14 protein-coding genes and 1 pseudogene are annotated in these 17,394 nt (G+C 72.6%); 4 read left to right on the top strand and 11 right to left on the bottom strand.

The genetic code is table 11. The features are described from left to right. Nucleotides 1-554 precede the first annotated feature (554 nt). Complete coding sequence (gene trpS / locus ASC56_RS15220; protein WP_055491950.1) at nt 555-1,550, top strand: tryptophan--tRNA ligase; 996 nt, start codon at nt 555-557, stop codon at nt 1,548-1,550. A 90-nt stretch (nt 1,551-1,640) separates the two neighbouring features. Here trpS and proC read toward each other — a convergent pair whose 3' ends face one another. The 6 genes and pseudogenes from proC to ASC56_RS15250 form a co-directional block, all read right to left on the bottom strand. Beyond that, the gene (gene proC / locus ASC56_RS15225) at nt 1,641-2,453 is read right to left on the bottom strand and encodes a pyrroline-5-carboxylate reductase (protein ID WP_055491951.1); all 813 of its coding nucleotides are present in this window, start codon (nt 2,451-2,453) and stop codon (nt 1,641-1,643) included. A 124-nt stretch (nt 2,454-2,577) separates the two neighbouring features. Further along, nucleotides 2,578-3,351, bottom strand: a complete 774-nt coding sequence (locus ASC56_RS15230; protein WP_055491952.1) for an ABC transporter permease — start codon at nt 3,349-3,351, stop codon at nt 2,578-2,580. Next, complete coding sequence (locus ASC56_RS15235) at nt 3,348-4,169, bottom strand: ABC transporter ATP-binding protein (protein ID WP_234376976.1); 822 nt, start codon at nt 4,167-4,169, stop codon at nt 3,348-3,350. Before ASC56_RS15235 ends, ASC56_RS15230 begins: the two co-directional genes overlap by 4 nt. A gap of 176 nt (nt 4,170-4,345) precedes the next feature. Beyond that, nucleotides 4,346-4,826, bottom strand: a pseudogene (locus ASC56_RS37975) (class I SAM-dependent methyltransferase); the annotation flags it as partial. A gap of 63 nt (nt 4,827-4,889) precedes the next feature. After that, nucleotides 4,890-5,381, bottom strand: a complete 492-nt coding sequence (locus ASC56_RS15245) for a hypothetical protein (RefSeq protein WP_055491954.1) — start codon at nt 5,379-5,381, stop codon at nt 4,890-4,892. Nucleotides 5,382-5,461: 80 nt separating this feature from the next. Continuing rightward, nucleotides 5,462-5,779 carry an SH3 domain-containing protein gene (locus ASC56_RS15250; protein WP_055491955.1) on the bottom strand — a complete coding sequence of 106 codons (318 nt, stop codon included), beginning with the start codon at nt 5,777-5,779 and terminating at the stop codon, nt 5,462-5,464. A gap of 181 nt (nt 5,780-5,960) precedes the next feature. Between ASC56_RS15250 and ASC56_RS15255 the strand changes: the two genes are divergently transcribed. Then, nucleotides 5,961-8,060 carry a PQQ-binding-like beta-propeller repeat protein gene (locus ASC56_RS15255; protein WP_055491956.1) on the top strand — a complete coding sequence of 700 codons (2,100 nt, stop codon included), beginning with the start codon at nt 5,961-5,963 and terminating at the stop codon, nt 8,058-8,060. 49 nt (nt 8,061-8,109) lie between these two features. Here ASC56_RS15255 and ilvD read toward each other — a convergent pair whose 3' ends face one another. The 4 genes from ilvD to ASC56_RS15275 all read right to left on the bottom strand — a co-directional run bounded on the left by ilvD (nt 8,110) and on the right by ASC56_RS15275 (nt 12,783). Next, nucleotides 8,110-9,963: a dihydroxy-acid dehydratase gene (ilvD, locus tag ASC56_RS15260; RefSeq protein ID WP_055491957.1), complete on the bottom strand. Its 1,854-nt coding sequence runs from the start codon at nt 9,961-9,963 to the stop codon at nt 8,110-8,112. 203 nt (nt 9,964-10,166) lie between these two features. Then, nucleotides 10,167-10,796: a TetR/AcrR family transcriptional regulator gene (locus ASC56_RS15265; RefSeq protein ID WP_055491958.1), complete on the bottom strand. Its 630-nt coding sequence runs from the start codon at nt 10,794-10,796 to the stop codon at nt 10,167-10,169. A 16-nt stretch (nt 10,797-10,812) separates the two neighbouring features. Further along, nucleotides 10,813-11,637 (bottom strand): sugar phosphate isomerase/epimerase, encoded by an 825-nt coding sequence (locus ASC56_RS15270; protein WP_199835998.1) that lies wholly within the window; start codon nt 11,635-11,637, stop codon nt 10,813-10,815. A 213-nt stretch (nt 11,638-11,850) separates the two neighbouring features. Then, a complete protein-coding gene (locus ASC56_RS15275) occupies nt 11,851-12,783 on the bottom strand; it encodes a Ppx/GppA phosphatase family protein (RefSeq protein ID WP_055491960.1) in 933 nt (310 codons plus the stop codon). 71 nt (nt 12,784-12,854) lie between these two features. On the opposite strand from ASC56_RS15275, the gene ASC56_RS15280 reads away from it, so the two are divergent. Next, nucleotides 12,855-13,721: a hypothetical protein gene (locus ASC56_RS15280; protein ID WP_055491961.1), complete on the top strand. Its 867-nt coding sequence runs from the start codon at nt 12,855-12,857 to the stop codon at nt 13,719-13,721. Nucleotides 13,722-13,755: 34 nt separating this feature from the next. Here the strand turns inward: ASC56_RS15280 and ASC56_RS15285 are convergent, their stop codons facing one another. Further along, nucleotides 13,756-15,480, bottom strand: coding sequence for a sigma-70 family RNA polymerase sigma factor (locus tag ASC56_RS15285; RefSeq protein WP_055491962.1), 1,725 nt, complete (start codon nt 15,478-15,480; stop codon nt 13,756-13,758). 488 nt (nt 15,481-15,968) lie between these two features. Between ASC56_RS15285 and radA the strand changes: the two genes are divergently transcribed. Further along, nucleotides 15,969-17,378 (top strand): DNA repair protein RadA, encoded by a 1,410-nt coding sequence (gene radA / locus ASC56_RS15290; RefSeq protein WP_055491963.1) that lies wholly within the window; start codon nt 15,969-15,971, stop codon nt 17,376-17,378. Nucleotides 17,379-17,394: the final 16 nt, after the last annotated feature.

A 17,394-nucleotide genomic window follows, 5' to 3' on the forward strand; every position in this document is an offset into this window, starting at 1 on the left:
CGCTTTCCAGGTTCCCGCTCTCGCGTTTCCCTTTCCGGCGATGTCGACTCTATCAGATCCCTCAGTTCCCTTCGGGCCTGACTCCCAGTCAACCGGGTTTGTCCTCGCGGCCCTTGGGCCGTTCCGACGAGTGAGACTTTAGCGGATTCCCGGCTCCCGAGCTAATCGGGGGCTGCGTCCTCGCAGAAGCTCGAACGCGGATTCCTCATTCCGAAAATACGCATGCCAATACGCACGACGAAACAGCGCCGATTGTCGGTGGGTACTTGCGGGATGGCTGTCCGGGGACCGACCGGAGTCGGCGCTCACGTCGGACAACCCGGAGAACAGTACGCACCGGACCGGGGCGTGTCAAACCCCCTCCGCGCCTGCCCTGAGGGGCGTACCCTCGTGGTCATGACTTCGCGTACGTGTACCCAGCTGTGGTGGGCCGCCTGACGGCGGCCGGACTCACGTATGCGCACATCGGCCGCCGCCTCGGCGGCCGATGTCGTATCTCCCTCCAGAAGGGGCGGCCGACCGGTGGTGGCGGCCCCGACCAGTGAGGTGGAGAGATGACACGCGTCTTCAGCGGGGTCAAGCCGACCGGGCATCTGACGGTGGGGAACTATCTGGGGGCCGTACGGCGGTGGGCCGACGTGGACCAGCGCCAGGCCGACGCGCTCTTCTGCGTCGTCGATCTGCATGCCCTGACCGTGCACCACGATCCGGCTCGGGTGCGCAGGCTCAGCCGGCAGGCGGCCACGCTGTTGCTGGCGGCGGGGCTGGATCCGGAGTTGTGCACCGTGTTCGTACAGAGCCATGTGGACGAGCATGCGCGGCTGTCGTACCTGTTGGAGTGCGTGGCCACCGACGGCGAGATGCGGCGGATGATCCAGTACAAGGAGAAGGCCGCGGGTGAGCGGCAGCGGGGCGGGAGCGTGCGGCTGTCGTTGCTGACGTATCCCGTGCTGATGGCGGCGGACATCCTGGCCTACGGGACCGACGAGGTGCCCGTGGGCGACGACCAGACACAGCACGTGGAGCTTGCGCGGGACCTGGCGGTGCGGTTCAACGAGCGCTACGGGCACACCTTCGTGGTGCCCCGGGCGACCCGTCCGCAGGTCGCTGCCCGCATCATGAACCTGCAGGAGCCGACGTCGAAGATGGGGAAGTCGGACGACTCGGGGCCCGGGATCGTCTATCTGCTCGACGAGCCGGACGTGGTGCGGAAGAAGATCATGCGGGCCGTCACCGACAGCGGGTCGGACGTCGTGTACGACCGGGAGGCACGGCCGGGGGTCGCGAATCTGCTGGAGATCCTGGCCGCCTGCGAGGGCGGGGATCCCGAGGCGCTGAGCGGTGCGTACTCGTCCTACGGCGCCCTGAAGAAGGACACCGCGGAGGCCGTGGTCGAGTTGCTGCGGCCGGTGCAGGAGCGGCACAAGGAGTTGTGCGCGGATGCCGCCCATGTGGAGGGGGTGTTGCGGGCGGGAGCGGAGAGGGCGCGGGAGATGGCGAAGCCGACGGTGGACGCCGCGTACCGGGCGATCGGGCTCCTGCCCGCCTGAACGTCGAGGTTGCCGGCCGCCCGGGGCGGGAGGCGCACACGGCACCGGGTGCGGCTCGAAGGAGGTCCGTCCCGGCGCCGCGACCCGTCGTCAGCTGGTGTTTCCGGACGCCAGCTCCCGGCTGCGGTCGCGGGCGGCCTCCAGCGCGGCGATGAGCGCGGCGCGCACGCCGTGGTTCTCCAGTTCGCGGATCGCGTTGATCGTCGTGCCCGCGGGCGAGGTGACGTTCTCGCGGAGCTTCACCGGGTGCTCCCCGCTGTCGCGGAGCATGATCGCGGCGCCGATCGCGGACTGGACGATCAGGTCGTGGGCCTTGTCGCGGGGCAGGCCGAGCAGGATGCCGGCGTCGGTCATGGCCTCGACCAGATAGAAGAAGTACGCCGGGCCCGAGCCGGAGAGGGCGGTGCAGGCGTCCTGCTGGGACTCGGGCACGCGCAGGGTCTTGCCGACCGCGCCGAAGATCTCCTCGGTGTGGGCGAGGTGCGCCTCGGTGGCGTGGCTGCCCGCGGAGATGACGGACATGGCCTCGTCGACGAGGGCGGGAGTGTTAGTCATGACGCGGACGACCGGGGTACCGGCGGTGAGGCGTGCCTCGAAGAAGGAGGTGGGGATGCCGGCGGCGCCGCTGATGACCAGACGGTCGGCGGGGACGTGCGGGGCGAGTTCGTCGAGGAGCGTGCCCATGTCCTGGGGCTTGACCGTGAGGATGAGCGTGTCGGCGGTCTTCGCGGCCTCGGGGTTGCTGACCGGGGTGACGCCGTAGCGCGTGCGGAGCTCTTCGGCCCGTTCCGGGCGGCGGGCGGTGACCAGGAGATCGGCGGGGGCCCAGCCGGCTCGGATCATTCCGCTGAGCAGGGTCTCGCCGATCTTTCCGGTGCCGAGGACTGCGACTTTCTGGGTCATGGTGCGGGTGCCCTCCGGGGGTTGCGTCGTCCGGGTTCATCCTCGCACCGGGGGTGGGTGTGCGGGTTGGTTGTCCGGTGGGCGGGACGCGGCGTGGCCGGGTGTCGGTGCCACGGCGCGTGCGTCACGCCGTGCGGCGTCGCAGCGTTGCGGCTCCCAGCGCCAGGACCAGCAGGGCGCAGCCCGCCACCACCAGGACGTCCCGTACGAACGTCGCGGTCACGTCCGTGTGCCGGAGGACCTCGTTCATGGCGTCCACCGCGTAGGACATGGGGAGGACGTCGGAGACGGCCTCCAGGACGGGGTGCATGGCGGAGCGGGGGGTGAACAGTCCGCACAGCAGGAGTTGCGGGAAGATCACGGCCGGCATGAACTGCACCGCCTGGAACTCCGAGGCCGCGAAGGCCGAGACGAACAGGCCCAGGGCCGTGCCGAGCAGGGCGTCCAGGAGGGCCACCAGAAGCAGCAGCCAGGGAGAGCCCATGACGTCCAGGCCCAGGAGCCAGACCCCGAGGCCTGTGGCCAGGGCCGACTGGATGATGGCCAGGGTGCCGAAGGCGAGGGCGTAGCCCGCGATCAGATCGGCCTTGCCGAGGGGCATGGCCAGGAGACGTTCCAGGGTGCCGGAGGTGCGTTCGCGCAGGGTGGCGATCGAGGTCACCAGGAACATCGTGATCAGCGGGAAGATGCCGAGGAGCGAGGCCCCGATCGAGTCGAACGTGCGCGGGCTGCCGTCGAAGACGTAGCGCAGCAGGAACAGCATCAGGCACGGAACGACGATCATCAGTGCGATCGTGCGGGGGTCGTGGCGGAGCTGGCGCAGGACCCTCAGGGCCGTCGCCGTCGTACGGGAGTAGGTGAGGGCGCTCCCTGCCGGGTACGGGGTGGTCGTGGTCATCGGACCGTCTCCTTTTCGGCCTTCCTCCTGGCCGCCGCCTCGTCCACGAGGCGCAGGAAGGACTCTTCGACGGTCTCCGTGCCGGTACGGGCGCGCAGGGCGTCCGGGGTGTCGTCGGCGAGGATCCGTCCCTCGCGCATCAGCATGAGTCCCTGGCAGCGCTCGGCCTCGTCCATGACGTGGGAGGAGACGAGCAGCGTGGCGCCGCGGTCGGCGGCGATGGTGTGGAAGAGCGCCCACAGGTCGCGGCGCAGGACCGGGTCGAGGCCCACCGTCGGTTCGTCCAGGACGAGGAGTTCCGGGGAGCCCAGGAGCGCGACCGCGAGGGAGACTCGGCTGCGCTGGCCGCCCGAGAGGGTGCCGGCGAGGGCGTCGGCGTGCGAGGTGAGGTCGACGTCGGCGATGGCCCGGGTGACGTTCTGGCGGCGGCGGTCGGCGGCTGCCCGGCCGGGGTCGAGGATCGCGGCGAAGTAGTCGAGGTTCTGGCGGACCGTCAGGTCGTCGTAGACGGAGGGCGCCTGGGTGACATAGCCGATGCGGGAGCGCAGGGAGGCGTGACCGGCGGGGAGGCCGAGGACCTCCAGGGTGCCGGTGACCTTGGCCTGGGTGCCGACGACCGCGCGGATCAGGGTCGACTTGCCGCATCCGGAAGGGCCCAGCAGTCCGGTGATCCGGCCCCGTGGGACGGTGAAGTCGAGGCCGCGCAGGACGGTGCGGGCGCCGCGTACGACGGTGAGGTCCTCGGCGCGGAGGGCGGGGGCGGCAGGGGCGGGATCCGACCGCGGCGGGTCGGGTGGATGGGGACGACCTATATTCATCATGCGATGAATATGGCGCGTGCCGGGGCGGCCGTCAAGCGCGGTGAACCCGCCCGCCGTCCGCTGCCGCCCCGGGCGCGCGCGGAGGGCCGTCCCACCCGGTGCTCACGGTCGTGTCGCGACGATCTGAACGGGGGTGGCCGGGCGGTGCGCGCGGCAGCGCCGGCGCTGCCGCGCGCACCGCCCGGACGCAGGACGCACAGGGCTTGCAGGACCGAACGGGAGGTGGCCGTCCAGTGCCGGGCCTGGGCATGGGTGAGGAAGTCGGAGGCGGTCGCGAGGGGGAGGGCGGTGCCGTCGCCGCGCAGGAGCGGGGCGTCCGGGAGGGCGCGGCGGGACTGGGCCGCCATGCCGTCGCCCGGCTCCACGGCGAGGACCCGCGCGCCCCGGGCCTTGAGGAGGGCGGTCGCGATCCCGGTGCCGGCGCCGATGTCCACGACGCGGGCGCCCGACGGGGCGGCCCGCGAGGTCTTCCAAGGCGTCGAGGAGGGCGGGCGGGTACGAGGGGCGGTTCGCGGCGTACGGGGCCGCGGCGGCGTTGAACGAGTGGGCCCGGGTGGCACGGGAGGGGCGGTCATACGCCCATGGCGGCGGGGCCCGGGTGCCGGGGACGGTGTGTTTCCGGCGGGAGGACGGGGTGGCCGGGCCGTTGCGCACGCCGCGTCGGCGCTGCCACGCGTGAAGGAACCGGCGGCACCTTCCGCCGGGAGTCACGCCGGGTCAGGAGCGGCGCCTGCGGGACGGGTTGCCCGTACGCCGCGACACACGCTTCTCATGGGCGGAGCGCGCCGCCTCGTACTCCTCGCGGTGGAGCTTCTCGCCGGGGGCCTCGCTCAGCGAACGGAGGAAGTACGCGAGCAGCGAGCCGATGAACCCGATCGTCAGCAGGCCGCGCAGGGAGGCCTGACGCCCCGGGTCGGGCCGCTTGGTGAAGGCGCCCCAGGTGTTGCCGAACGCCAGCGCGCCGCACACCGCGAACATGACCACGACCATCAGGGTCACCGGCGTGCCGACGGCCGCGATCCGCAGGCCCTGATAGGCGAAGCGCAGGACGAGGCAGGAGACGGCGGCCGCCAGGAGCGAGCCGACGCCGACGGCGGCGCGACGTGCCCGGTAGCCGCCGTCGTGCTCCACCCAGGTCGTGCCGAAGAAGCGGATCGGTTCGGGGCGGGGGCCCGTGGGGGTGTCCGGAGTGCCGTTCTCGTCGCTCACGCGTCGATTATCACTCCGGCCCCGCAGAGGCCCCCGCCGCCCCGCGCCTCAGCCTCAGCGCGGCGGAACCCGAGGTGTACTCAGCCGCAGCGCGAGGCGACGTACCCGTCGCTGCCCGTGTGCACGTACGCGTCCGAGACGTACTCGCCGTCGGCGATGTTGTCCCAGATGCTGCTCGTGCCGTACGGACCCGTGACCGTCGTGCCCGGCGTCTGGCAGAAGACCGGAACCATGGCGCCCTCGGGCAGGACCCTGACGATGGTGTACCCGGTGCCGGGACCGCTGCGGACGTTGAGCCGGACGCCCGGCGCGACCGGGTAGTAGCGCACGGCCGCGGCCGCCGCGGCGGCTTCCGCCCCGCCGCCGGTCCCGGCTTCCTCGATTCGGTCGACAGACATGAATGACCTCCCCCGTCGGACCCCATGACTGCCATGGGGTCCCGTTGATTCCCTTGGATCACGTCACGAAACACACGTGTGCGACGCGCACGCGGAGGCTAGCAAGCCGCCTCGGTCTCGTACGAGTCATCGACTAGGCTCCGTGCGTCGCGCGCGCGAACGAACAGCACGGGGGTGGTCCATGGCGCCACAGCGCAACACCGGAGCGGGCGCGGAAGCGGAACTTCCCGAATACGCCGGTCACTACCGCCTGGAGTCCTGCCTGGGCTCCGGCGGCATGGGCGTGGTGCACCTGGCCCGGAGCACCTCGGGGCTGAAGCTCGCAGTGAAGGTCGTACACGCCGCGTTCGCGAAGGACCCCGAGTTCAGGGGCCGCTTCCGACAGGAGGTGGCCGCCGCCCGAAGGGTGAGCGGTGCCTTCACCGCGCCCGTCGTCGACGCCGATCCGGAGGCCGAACGGCCCTGGATGGCCACGCTGTTCATCCCCGGCCCGACCCTGTCCGAGCATGTGAAGCGGAACGGCCCCATGTCTCCGGGCCAGCTGCGCCGGCTGATGGCCGGGCTCGCGGAGGCGCTGCGCGACATCCATCGCGTCGGGGTCGTGCACCGCGATCTGAAGCCGAGCAACGTGCTGCTCGCCGAGGACGGGCCGAAAGTCATCGACTTCGGCATCTCCCGGCCGAAGGACAGCGAACTGCGCACGGAGACCGGCAAGTTGATCGGCACGCCGCCCTTCATGGCGCCCGAGCAGTTCCGCCGGCCGCGGGAGGTCGGCCCCGCCGCCGACATCTTCGCGCTCGGGTCCGTGATGGTGCACGCGGCGACGGGGCGCGGACCGTTCGACTCCGACAGTCCCTACATCGTCGCCTACCAGGTCGTGCACGACGAGCCGGACCTCACCGGCGTACCGGAGAACCTGGCGCCGCTGGTGCTGCGCTGCCTCGCCAAGGAGCCCGAGGACCGGCCCACCCCGGACGAGCTGATGCGCGAGCTGCGGTCGGTGGCGGCCTCGTACGACACACAGGCGTTCATACCGGCACAGCGGCCCGGCGATACGCCGGCTCCGGAGCCCCGCGCCGAGGAGCCGGAACGGCGGCCCGGAAGCCGCCGGCGCAGAAACCTTCTCCTCGGGGGCGGGGCGCTCCTCCTCGTCGTGGGCGGTGCGCTCGTCCCGGCCCTGTCGCTCCTGTCGCCCGCGGAAGGAACCGCCACGCCGAGGGGCGCCACGCCCCGGACCGCGTCGGCCGGGTTCCGCGCGTGGCAGGCGAAACCGGTGTCCGAGGACGGAGACACGCCGCAGTGCTCCTACGGCGCCGGGAAGTTGATGTGCGCACAGCCCGGGCTGGTCTTCGCCCTCGATCCGTCGGACGGCACCACGCTGTGGCGGCACGCCGTCGCCCGGACGTCCAGAAGCCGTCCGCCGGTGGTCTCGGGCGGTCTCGTCCAGCCCCTGACGGAACAGCGCGGGCACCTGGAGGCACTGGATCCCGCCTCGGGCAGGACGCGCTGGCAGCGGAGCATGCCCTACAACGGGCTGCGACAGGCCGGGGACATGCTCCTGATCACCGGTGCCGACGGGACGGTCACCGGCGTGCACAGCGCATCGGGAGCCACCGGGTGGAGCCGCCGGATCCCCGGCCAGAGCATGCCGTACTTCACCTCGTTCACCGGGGACCCGCTGGCGTATGCGACGAGCACCTCTGCCGACGGATCGAGCACCCATGTCACCGCCGTGGATCCGAACACGGGTGACGTGCGGTGGGACGCCCGCCTGAGGGGGACGCTGGAACCATTCGGCACCTCGGGCGGGTCCGTCTTCTTCCTCTCCCTCGACCAGGTCTTCGGGGAGGCGAAAGCCGTGATCCGCTACACCCCGGCGTCCCGGTCCACGCGCGGCGTGGCGCTGCCCGTTCCGCGCGCGGGCGCCCGGGCCACCGTGCACGGCGACGTCGTGTACCTCCTCGCCGCCGGAGGTGCGCTGGAGGCCCTGGACATGGACGCGCGCAAGCAGCTCTGGCACGTCGAGACGTCCGTGAGCCGCGGCTCGGCGCCGGCCGTGGCCGACGGGCACGTCTACTTCATCGCGGCCGACGGACGGCTGCTCGCCTTCGACGCCACCAGAGGACGGCTCATCGGCCAGACCTCACCGCGGCTCGGCACGAGCGCGGACCGGGTCGCGGCCGCGCTGCCCGATCCCCTCCTCGCCGACGGCCACGTCTACGCCGGCGCTCCAGACGGCACCGTCTTCACCGTGGACGGACGCGACCCGTCACGCTGGTGACATGCGAAGGGGGCCGCTCCGGCGGGAGCGGCCCCCTCCTGGACCGGGCTCAGCCCAGCTTGCCGACGTCCCGCACCGCGCCCCGGTCGGCGCTCGTCGCCATCGCGGCGTAGGCGCGCAGGGCGGCCGAGACCTTGCGGTCGCGGCTCGCCGGGGCGTACACGCCGTGCAGGGCGGCGCGGCGGGTGTCCAGCTCCTCGTCGGCGACCAGGAGGTCGATCGTGCGGTTCGGGATGTCGATGCGGATGCGGTCCCCGTCCCGGACCAGGGCGATGGTGCCGCCCGAGGCAGCCTCGGGGGACGCGTGGCCGATCGACAGGCCCGAGGTGCCGCCGGAGAAGCGGCCGTCCGTGATCAGCGCGCAGGCCTTGCCCAGGCCGCGGCCCTTCAGATACGAGGTCGGGTACAGCATCTCCTGCATGCCCGGGCCGCCCTTCGGGCCCTCGTAGCGGATGACGACGACGTCACCCTCCTTGATCTGCTTCGTCAGGATCTTCTCGACGGCCTCCTCCTGCGACTCGCAGACGACCGCCGGCCCCTCGAACGTCCAGATCGACTCATCGACGCCCGCCGTCTTCACCACGCAGCCGTCGACGGCGAGGTTGCCCCGGAGCACTGCCAGGCCGCCGTCCTTCGAGTACGCGTGCTCGGCCGAGCGGATGCAGCCGTTCTCCGCGTCCACGTCCAGGGCCTCCCAGCGCTCGGACTGGGAGAAGGCCTCGGCCGAGCGCACACAGCCGGGTGCCGCGTGCCACAGCTCCACCGCCTCGGCGGACGGGGAACCGCCGCGGATGTCCCACGTCTTGAGCCACTCCCCGAGAGAGGGGCTGTGGACCGAGTGCACGTCCTCGTTCAGCAGGCCCGCCCGGTGCAGTTCGCCGAGGAGGGCGGGGATGCCGCCGGCGCGGTGCACGTCCTCCATGTAGTACGTGCGGTCCTTGGCGACGTTCGGGGCGACCTTCGCCAGGCAGGGGACCCGGCGCGAGACCTCGTCGATCTCCGACAGGCCGAACGGGACGCCCGCCTCCTGCGCCGCCGCCAGCAGGTGCAGGATCGTGTTGGTCGAACCGCCCATCGCGATGTCGAGCGCCATGGCGTTCTCGAAGGCCGCGAAGGTGGCGATGTCGCGGGGCAGGACGGTCTCGTCGTCCTGCTCGTAGTAGCGGCGGGTCAGGTCCATGACCGTGCGGGCCGCGTTCTCGTACAGCGCACGGCGGGCCGTGTGCGTCGCCAGGACCGATCCGTTGCCGGGCAGGGAGAGACCGATCGCCTCGGTCAGGCAGTTCATCGAGTTGGCCGTGAACATGCCGGAGCAGGAGCCACAGGTCGGACAGGCGTTCTCCTCGATACGGAGGATGTCCTCGTCGGAGACCTTGTCGTTGGCGGCGTCGGCGATCGCGTCGATCAGGTCGAGGGTACGCACCGTGCCGTCGACCAGGGTGGCCCGGCCGGCCTCCATCGGGCCGCCGGAGACGAAGACCGTCGGGATGTTCAGGCGCAGGGCCGCCATCAGCATGCCCGGAGTGATCTTGTCGCAGTTGGAGATGCAGACCAGGGCGTCGGCGCAGTGCGCCTCGACCATGTACTCCACGCTGTCCGCGATCAGATCGCGAGAGGGCAGGCTGTAGAGCATGCCGCCGTGACCCATGGCGATGCCGTCGTCCACCGCGATCGTGTTGAACTCGCGCGGGATGCCGCCGGCCTCCCTGATCGCCTCGCTGACGATCCGGCCGACCGGCTGGAGGTGGGTGTGGCCCGGCACGAACTCCGTGAAGGAGTTGGCGACCGCGATGATCGGCTTCCGTCCGATGTCCGCACCGGGTACACCGGAGGCGCGCATCAGGGCGCGGGCGCCCGCCATGTTGCGGCCGTGGGTGACTGTGCGGGACCTCAGCTCGGGCATCGTCGCTCGCTCCTTCGGAGAGTTCTGACTCACGTCGAGCGTACGCCGGTGCTCCAAGGGACGGACACGAGTGTCCGGCATACGGGACATGCGTCTCGGGCGGCGGCTGGGGAACGGGGGCGTGAGGGGGCGCGGGGGCGTGAAGGGGGGCGCGCGGGCGCGGTGTGGCTGCGGGCGGGAGGCGAAGGCCGTTCGCCTGAGGGTCAGGGGTTCGTCAGGTGGCCCTGGACCACCGGGGCCAGTCGGGCCACGAGTTGTTCCAGGTCGGCCGAGGCCAGTGGCTCGACCTTGATCACGTACCGCAGCATCGCGACCCCGACCAGCTGCGCGGCCGCCAACTCGACGCGCAGCTCCGCGTCCGGCAGGTCGAGACCGCCGGCGATACGGCGCAGCAGCTGCGCCGCGACCAGACGGCGGAAGACGGCCGCCGCGCTCTCGTTGTTCACGGCGGACCGCACGATCGCCAGCAGGGGCGTACGGGTCGTGGGGTTCTCCCAGATGCCGAGGACGAAGCGGGTGAGCCGCTCCCCGACGGCCTCGCGCGGCCCCTGGGCGATCGTGTCCGGCGCGCTCAGGGCGGGTGCGAAGGCGACCTCGATCGCGGCCTCGAAGACCTGTTCCTTGGTGCCGAAGTAGTGGTGCACCAGCGCGGAGTCCACCCCGGCGGCCTTGGCGATGCCCCGCACCGACGTCTTCTCGTAGCCGCGCTCGGAGAACTCCTCGCGGGCCGCCTCCAGGATGCGGTCGCGGGTGGCGGGGGCGGCCGCCGTCTCCGTACGGCTGGGCCGTCCTCTGCCGCGGCGGACGCGGCCCGCCCCGGTCGCCTCGGTCACGGGCGGAACACCTCGCTCACCCGCGGGGCACCTTCAGGGCCGACGCGAGGTGCAGACGCGTGAAGGCGAGGGCCTCCGCGAGATCGGCCTCGCGCTCGGCGCCGGACATGGCGCGGCGGGTGTTGACCTCGATGACCACGTACCCGTCGAAGCCGGTGAGCGCCAGCCGTTCCAGGACCTCGGCGCAGGGCTGGATGCCACGGCCGGGGACCAGGTGCTCGTCCTTGTTGGAGCCGTTGCCGTCGGCGAGGTGGACATGGCCGAGGCGGTCGCCCATGCGGTCGAGCATCTGCAGGGCGTCGGTACGGGCCGTCGCGGTGTGGCTGAGGTCGATCGTGAAGTGGCGGTAGTCGTCCCTCGTGACGTCCCAGTCGGGCGCGTACGCGAGCATCTCGCGGTCCCGGTAGCGCCACGGATACATGTTCTCGACGGCGAACCGCACATCCGTCTCGTCCGCCATGCGCCAGATCCCGTCCACGAAGTCGCGGGCGTACTGGCGCTGCCAGCGGAAGGGCGGATGGACCACGACGGCGCCCGCGCCCAGCTTCTCGGCGGCGGCCCGGGCCCGCTGGAGCTTGGCCCACGGGTCGGTCGACCAGACGCGCTGCGTGATCAGCAGACAGGGGGCGTGGACGGCGAGAACGGGGATCTGGTGGTAGTCGCTGAGCCGGCGCAGCGCCTCGATGTCCTGGCTGACCGGATCGGTCCAGACCATGACCTCGACCCCGTCGTACCCGAGGCGCGCGGCGATCTCGAAGGCCGTCGCGGTCGACTCCGGATAGACGGAGGCCGTCGACAGGGCGACCTTCGCATCCGGGATGCGCACCGCTGGTTCTGCCACGAGGGACAGGGTACGGGGCGCCGCCTTGACATGGAGGGCCGGATGCGATGCGACGAAGTGTGGGAAGGGGCACAGCGGCCGGATGTCGCCGGTGCCGGGATCGTACGGGCGTTCCCTCCCGGCCCGGGGCTGAGCGGCACCGTGACCTAGGGCCCCTGACACGGCGGACGTGCGGGAACGGCGGGAAGTCGGCCACCGTCTCCCCAGGGGCCCCTACGCCTCCGCCATGTGATCGAGCCGGCGCAGGATCACACCCTCCCGCAGCGCCCACGGGCAGATCTCCACCGTCTCCACCGCGAACAGGTCCATCGCGCCCTCCGCGACCAGCGCCCCGGCCAGGAGCTGGCTCGAGCGGCCCTCGGAGACTCCCGGGAGGTCCGCGCGTTCCACGGCCGTCATCCCGGCGAGCCGCGGTACCCACGCCTCAAGGGACTCCCGCTTGAGCTCGCGCTGCACGTACAGCCCGTCCGCGGAGCGCGCCGCCCCCGCGAGGCGGGCGAGCTGCTTGAACGTCTTGGAGGTGGCGACGACGTGGTCGGGCGACCCCAGGCGGCTGAACTCGCCGACCGTACGGGCGATCTCGGCCCGTACCCGGCGGCGCAGCGCCTTCACGTCGGCCGGGTCCGGCGGGTCCCCGTGCAGCCAGGCCGCAGTCAGCCGGCCGGCGCCCAGCGGCAGCGACACCGCCGCGTCGGGTTCCTCGTCCATGCCGTACGCGATCTCCAGCGAGCCGCCGCCGATGTCGAGGACCAGCAGCTTGCCCGCCGACCAGCCGAACCAGCGGCGGGCCGCGAGGAAGGTCAGCCGCGCCTCCTCCTCGCCGGTCAGCACCTGGAGCTCGACGCCGGTGGCGTCCTTGACCTGGTCCAGCACGTCGTCCGCGTTGCTCGCCTCGCGCACCGCGGAGGTGGCGAACGGCAGCAGGTCCTCGACGCCCTTGTCCTCGGCCGCCTGCAGGGCGTCCAGGACGACGGCGATCAGCTTGTGGACCCCCTCGGTGCCGATGGCCCCGCTGTCATCGAGGAGTTCGGCGAGCCGCAGCTCCGCCTTGTGCGAGTGCGCGGGCAGCGGGCGCGCGCCGGGGTGGGCGTCCACCACCAGCAGATGCACCGTGTTCGAACCCACGTCGAGGACACCGAGTCTCATGTACGGAACGCTACTGCCAGTACGACGATCCACAGTCTCCGGAGCGGTGCGGGGCCACTTACCCTGGTTGCGTGCCAAAGACGAAAAAGGCGAAGACCGACAAATCCTCCAAGGGTTCGAAGGAACCTTCGCAGGCGAAGGTGTCCCGGTCCCTGAAGGCCTCCCGACTGAGCGACGAGAAGGGGCTCGACTTCGCGCGCGCGTGGGTGGAGTTTCCGGATCCGGCCGACGACGAGCAGGTCTTCCGGTGCGATCTGACATGGCTGACCTCGCGCTGGAACTGCATCTTCGGAAGCGGCTGCCAGGGCATCCAGGCGGGCCGCGCGGACGACGGGTGCTGCACGCTGGGCGCGCACTTCTCGGACGAGGACGACGAGAAGCGGGTGGCCCAGCACGTGGCACGGCTGACGCCGGAGATCTGGCAGCACCATGACGTGGGCATGGAGACCGGCTGGGTCGCGGAGGACGACGAGGGTTCCCGGCAGACCCGCCCGTACCAGGGGTCGTGCATCTTCCAGAACCGGCCCGGGTTCCCGGGCGGAGCCGGCTGCTCGCTGCACATCCTCGCGCTGCGGGAGGGCCGCGAGCCTCTGGAGACCAAGCCGGACGTCTGCTGGCAGCTGCCGATCCGACGGACGTACGAGTGGATCGACCGGCCCGACGACACCCGGGTCCTGCAGATCTCGATCGGCGAGTACGACCGCCGGGGCTGGGGCCCGGGCGGCCACGACCTGCACTGGTGGTGCACATCGGCGACATCGGCGCACGGCGCGGGCGAGCCGGTGTACGTCTCGTACCGCGCGGAGCTGACCGAGCTGATGGGCAAGGCGGGGTACGACCGCCTGGCCGAGCTGTGCGAGCAGCGTCTGGCCTCGCAGCTGCCGCTGCTGGCGCCGCACCCCGCCGATCCCGCCGCCCCCGCGGACCCGGCGGGCTGAGGACGCGAACCCGCGCGCACGGTGATCGCGGCGCCTACGAGGACGGGCTCGGGGCGCCGTCGGCGCTGGGCGTCGGCGTCGAGGGCGGCGGGTCGGAGGCGGGCGGAGTCGTGGGCGGGGGGTCCGTCGGTGCAGGGACGCTGGGCGTGGGGTCCGGGCCGCTCGACGGAGGGACGCTCGGCGCGGGCGTGGACGGGCCGGTGTGCACGGGAGTGGGGCGCGGGTCGGGCGGGCCCGCCGTCCCGTACCCGTCGATCGTGACCACGGCGCCCGCTGGGGCCACCGCCACGCGCGCGTGCCAGGGGCCGGAAGGCTCGTGGAGATGGTCGACGTAGATCCGGACCGTGAACGATTCGCCCGGCGCGAGCGTCCCCGAGGACTGGCTCACATAGAGCCAGGAGGCAACCGTGGACACGGACCAGTGGACCGGTGAACTCCCGGACGCGGTCAGTTTGACCAGGGTCGTGGTGCCGTCGTTGCCGGCCGCCACCGCCAGGTCCCCCGCCGCGGGGGTTCCCGTCCGCACGCCGATGACCTCGACGGAGACATCGGGCGAGCGGCCGTCCTTGCCGAAGCGGGCGTCGGGCTTCGCACGCGCGTTGCCCGCGTTCTCGTAGCCGCCCGCGCCCTCACCGCCGAGCATGTCGGGGCCGTGCGCCTCGCGCGCCGTGGCGGTGCGGCCGTCCGCGGCCTCGCCGGTGAGAGGGCCGCGGTAGGCGGCCCACAGGGCGATGACCGGGGCCGCGACCACGGTGGCGACGACGGTCGTGGTGACGGCACGCGCGCGCAGCCGGTCGCGGCGGGCCGCGTGGTCCTTCGGGTCCATGGGGAAACCGCGCCGGTCGAAGCGGGGGGCCGCGCCCCTCGCGCGTGGAGCGTGGGTCATCGCCGCGTCCAGGGCCGCGCGAGGAGCCGCGAGGACGGGAAGCGCGGCGGGTGTGACGCTGGTGCCGGGCCAGCTGCCGGGGACCGCGCGCTCGGCGGTGCGGCGGCAGCGCGGGCAGTCGTCCACATGCCGGACGAGCTCCCGGCGCAGGGTGGCGCTCAGGACGAGCTGGGGGTCGCCGGTGAGGTGGGCGACGCTCGGGCAGCTGCCGGTCTCGACGACGGCGAGGGCGGCCCGGGTGCGCTCGACCTCGCAGGCGGCGGAGGCCAGGAGCTCACGCGCGGCGGCCTGCCCCATGCCGAGCACGGCGGCCACCTCTTGGGGGGTGAGCTGATGGCGCACGGCCAGTTCGAGCGCCTCGCGCTGCTCGGGGGTCGTACCGGCGGCCTCCGGCCAGGCGAGCTGGGTGAGCTCCCGCCGACGCAGCTCCTGGGCCTCCTCGGAGACCGGTTCGGCGCCGACCGCCCCGGCGGCACGCCGGTCGGCGGCCTCGGGCTGCGGGCCGTGTCGGCGCCCGGCGGCGTGCCCCGCCCGGCGGCGCCGCCTGGCCTCGGCGAGTCGCCGCAGACAGGACCAGCGGGCGAGGGCGTACAGCCAGGCACGAAGCCCGTCGGGGGCCTCCGGACCGCGTGTGCCGCGTCGCTCGGCGAGCGCGAGGGCGTCGCCCAGGGCGGCGGTCGCCGCGTCGTGGTCGCACAGCACGGACAGGCAGTAGGTGAACAGGCCGTCCAGGTAGGGCTCGTAGGGCGCGGGCGGGTGTGCCGCGCTGCGGGTCTTCGCGCCACGAGGCGCGCCCACCCGCTCGTAGGCGTCTTTGCGCGCCGGGTGTGCGCCGCTGGCGTCTGTGGAGGTCTCCGGCCTGCTGCTCATCACCTGTGCGACCGTAGGCGCCCAAGGGCGGCGCCTACTGCCCCCTTGCGCACATTTACTCCGTACGGGTGAGACGACCCCTCATACGGACACATGATCGGCGGATTCCCCGGCGCGTCCCCTCCGCGGGCATGCGCGGCGCTCCCGACCGGGGCGCCGGAACGGTCGCCCGCCGCGGCCCGCCGACCATGGGCCGCCGGGACCACGAGGCCTACGAGGCGTACGAGGCATACGAGGCCTACGAGGGACGCGAGACGACAACGGACCGGTCGGCGCGGCCCCGGTCGCCGTCGTCACCCACAACCCGCCCGATCCTGGGGTGCGCCTTGTCCGATCGAGTCGTCCGAGGTCACCCACCTGCGGTTCGTGCGCCGTGGTGACGCAGTCACCGCCGGCGGCCCGGCGGCGCCGGCTCGGCCGCCGACGGCACCCGACCCCGCCCGCCCCGGGCGGGTCCCCCGGTGTCGGTGGGCCCCGCTACGGTTTCGTCCATGGCTGCCCGTACGAAGACCACCAAGGACCGGCCGTCCTACCGCTGCACCGAGTGCGGCTGGCAGACGGCCAAGTGGCTCGGCCGCTGCCCCGAGTGCCAGGCCTGGGGGACGGTCGAGGAGTACGGCGCGCCCGCTGTGCGCACGACGACACCGGGCCGGGTGACGACCTCCGCCGTGCCCATCGGCCAGGTGGACGGGCGGCAGGCCACGGCCCGTTCCACCGGCGTGCCCGAGCTGGACCGCGTCCTCGGTGGCGGGCTCGTGCCGGGCGCGGTCGTGCTGCTCGCCGGTGAGCCGGGCGTCGGCAAGTCCACGCTGCTGCTGGACGTCGCGGCCAAGGCGGCCAATGACGAGCACCGCACGCTGTATGTGACGGGCGAGGAGTCGGCGAGCCAGGTCCGCCTGCGCGCGGACCGCATCGGGGCCATCCACGACCACCTCTATCTGGCGGCGGAGACCGATCTCGCCGCCGTCCTGGGCCACTTGGACGCGGTGAAGCCGTCGCTCCTCGTCCTCGACTCCGTACAGACCGTCGCCTCCCCCGAGATCGACGGCGCGCCCGGCGGCATGGCCCAGGTGCGCGAGGTCGCCGGGGCGCTGATCCGCGCCTCCAAGGAGCGCGGCATGGCCACCCTCCTCGTCGGTCACGTCACCAAGGACGGCGCGATCGCGGGCCCGCGACTGCTCGAACACCTGGTGGACGTCGTCCTGCACTTCGAGGGCGACCGGCACGCGCGCCTGCGCCTCGTGCGAGGCGTCAAGAACCGGTACGGCGCGACGGACGAGGTCGGCTGCTTCGAACTGCACGACGAGGGCATCACGGGGCTCGCCGACCCGAGCGGCCTGTTCCTCACCCGCCGCGACGAGCCGGTCCCGGGCACCTGTCTGACCGTCACGCTGGAGGGCCGCCGTCCCCTGGTGGCGGAGGTCCAGGCCCTGACCGTCGACTCGCAGATCCCCTCCCCGCGGCGCACGACCTCCGGTCTGGAGACCTCCCGCGTCTCGATGATGCTCGCCGTGCTGGAGCAGCGCGGGCGGATCAGCGCGCTGGGCAAGCGGGACATCTACTCCGCGACCGTCGGCGGAGTGCGGCTCTCCGAGCCGGCCGCGGACCTGGCGATCGCGCTGGCACTGGCGAGCGCCGCGAGCGACACCCCGCTGCCCAAGAACCTGGTGGCGATCGGCGAAGTGGGTCTGGCCGGCGAGGTCAGAAGGGTGACGGGGGTGCAGCGCCGGCTGGCCGAGGCACACCGTCTGGGCTTCACCCACGCGCTCGTACCGACCGACCCGGGCAGGACCCCGGCCGGGATGAAGGTGCTGGAAGTGGCGGACATGGGGGACGCCCTGCGGGTCCTTCCGCGCTCCCGTCGCCGAGAGGCCCCACGGGACGAGGAGGACCGCCGGTAGACTTTGCCCTGGTCTC

It is taken from the genome of Streptomyces sp. TP-A0356 (assembly GCF_001417775.1).
Lineage (GTDB): Bacteria > Actinomycetota > Actinomycetes > Streptomycetales > Streptomycetaceae > Streptomyces.